The sequence below is a fragment of the Streptomyces sp. UH6 genome (assembly GCF_013421635.1).
Classification (GTDB): Bacteria; Actinomycetota; Actinomycetes; order Streptomycetales; family Streptomycetaceae; genus Streptomyces; species Streptomyces abyssomicinicus.
Window position 1 is genome coordinate 1 of record NZ_JACADT010001111.1, and the last position, 1,758, is coordinate 1,758.

General features: G+C 74.2%; 3 protein-coding genes. All 3 read right to left on the reverse strand.

What is annotated here, in order from left to right; all coding sequences use genetic code 11:
- Window positions 1-21: 21 nt before the first annotated feature.
- Entirely contained in the window at window positions 22-687 is a 666-nt protein-coding gene (locus tag HW445_RS29745) for a flavodoxin family protein (RefSeq protein WP_180223919.1), read from the reverse strand.
- Window positions 657-1,256, reverse strand: coding sequence for an aminodeoxychorismate/anthranilate synthase component II (locus tag HW445_RS29750; RefSeq protein WP_180223920.1), 600 nt, complete (start codon window positions 1,254-1,256; stop codon window positions 657-659). Before HW445_RS29750 ends, HW445_RS29745 begins: the two co-directional genes overlap by 31 nt.
- Window positions 1,253-1,758 (reverse strand): chorismate-binding protein (locus tag HW445_RS29755; protein ID WP_180223921.1); only part of this gene is annotated, 506 nt, incomplete at its 5' end. The genes HW445_RS29750 and HW445_RS29755, both read right to left, overlap by 4 nt.

Genomic DNA, 1,758 nt, shown 5'->3' on the forward strand with positions numbered 1-1,758 from the left:
CGCGTCCCGCCGCCGGGCTGTTCACCCCGCGAGGGGGAGCAGCCCGGCGCGTTCGTTGCGGGGGAGGGAGAGGATCCGGGCGGTGTCCTCGCGGCCGCCGTGCGGCAGCAACAGGACCCGCAGCATGTCGATCATGCGGTCGATGAGACCGCGCGCCGCGGCCATGCCCTCGTGGTCCTCGTCCGGGGCGAACTGGTCGTGCACGAAGGCGGGGAAGCCGCTGCCCGCGAGGATCATCCGGTTGAGCAGGACGTTGTCGACGAGCTGCCCGTACACGCGGTCGTGGCTGTAGCGGCGGCCGGTGACGACCACGCCGGCCACCTTGTTGGCGAGCGGGCGCTCGAAGCGCAGGTGCCCGACCCCGGCCCGCTCGACGAAGTTCTGCATCGTGCCCGCCAGGCCGAAGCCGTGGACCGGCGCCGCGTAGAGCACGCCGTCGGCGCGCACCAGCCGGTCGACCAGGGCGGGGACGTCGTCGTCCACGGCGCAGGGCAGGGGCCGGACGTTGCAGTCGCCGCACCGCCCGCACGGCGTCACGTCGTACTCCGCGAGCGGGATCACGTCCATGTGGACGCCGTGCTCGGCGGCGGCCGCGGCCAGCACGCGCAGTACCCGCGCGGTGAGTCCGTCGGGCCGTTCGGAACCGTTGAGGGCGGCTATCGTCGCCCAGGGGCCGTCGGAAGCCATGGCTGAATCCCTTCGAGGAAGTTGTCGACGAACGCGTGTCCGTTGCTGGTGGTGACGCTCTCCGGGTGGAACTGCAGGCCCTCCACGGGCAGGTCGCGGTGGCGCAGCCCCATCACGCAGCCGTCCTCCCGGGCCCGGGCGCTCACCACCAGCTCGGCCGGCGGCGGGTCCGCCACGGCCAGCGAGTGGTAGCGGGTGACCTCGGTGCCGTCCGGGAGTCCGGCGAAGAGCCCGGCGCCGTCGTGGGCGAGACGGCTGGTCTTGCCGTGCACGGTGCGGGCCGCCCGCTCGATCCGCCCGCCGTAGGCGAGGCCGATCGCCTGGTGCCCGAGGCAGATGCCGAGCAGCGGGACCCGGCCGGCGAAGTGCCGCACCAGCTCCACGTGGCCGGAGTCGGCCGGGTGCCCGGGGCCGGGGCCGAGGACCACCGCGTCCGGACGGCGGGCGGCCAGCTCGACGGGGGTGTGCGCGTGGGCGGTGACGACCTCGGTGAGGGCGCCGCGCTCCCGCAGGTAGTGGTCGATGATGTGCACGAAGCTGTCGCGGGCGTCGACGAGCAGGACCCTCATGCCGCCAGCTCCTCACCGGTCACGGCGGCGTAGACGGCCCCCATCTTGGCCATCGTCTCGCGCCACTCGCCGTCCGCGGAGGAGTCCGCGACGACACCGGCCGACGCCTGGAGGGCGTACGTCCCGGTGCGCGGGTCGTGCACGGCGGTACGGATGCACAGGGCGAGCGTCGCGGCCCGCCCGCGGACGTCGATCAGGCCGACCGCGCCCGCGTAGGCGCCGCGCGGGCTGCCCTCGATCTCGGCGATCAGTTCCATGGCGCGCACCTTGGGCGCTCCGGTCATGGTGCCGGCGGGGAAGGTGGCACGCAGCACGGACCACACGTCGGCGTCGCCGGCCAGCTCGCCGCGGACCGTGGAGACCAGGTGGTGGACCTTGGAGAAGCCCTCGACGGCCATCATCCGCTCCACCGCGAGCGTGCCGGGCTCGGACACCCGGGCCACGTCGTTGCGGCACAGGTCGACCAGCATGATGTGCTCGGCGCGTTCCTTGGCGTCGGCGC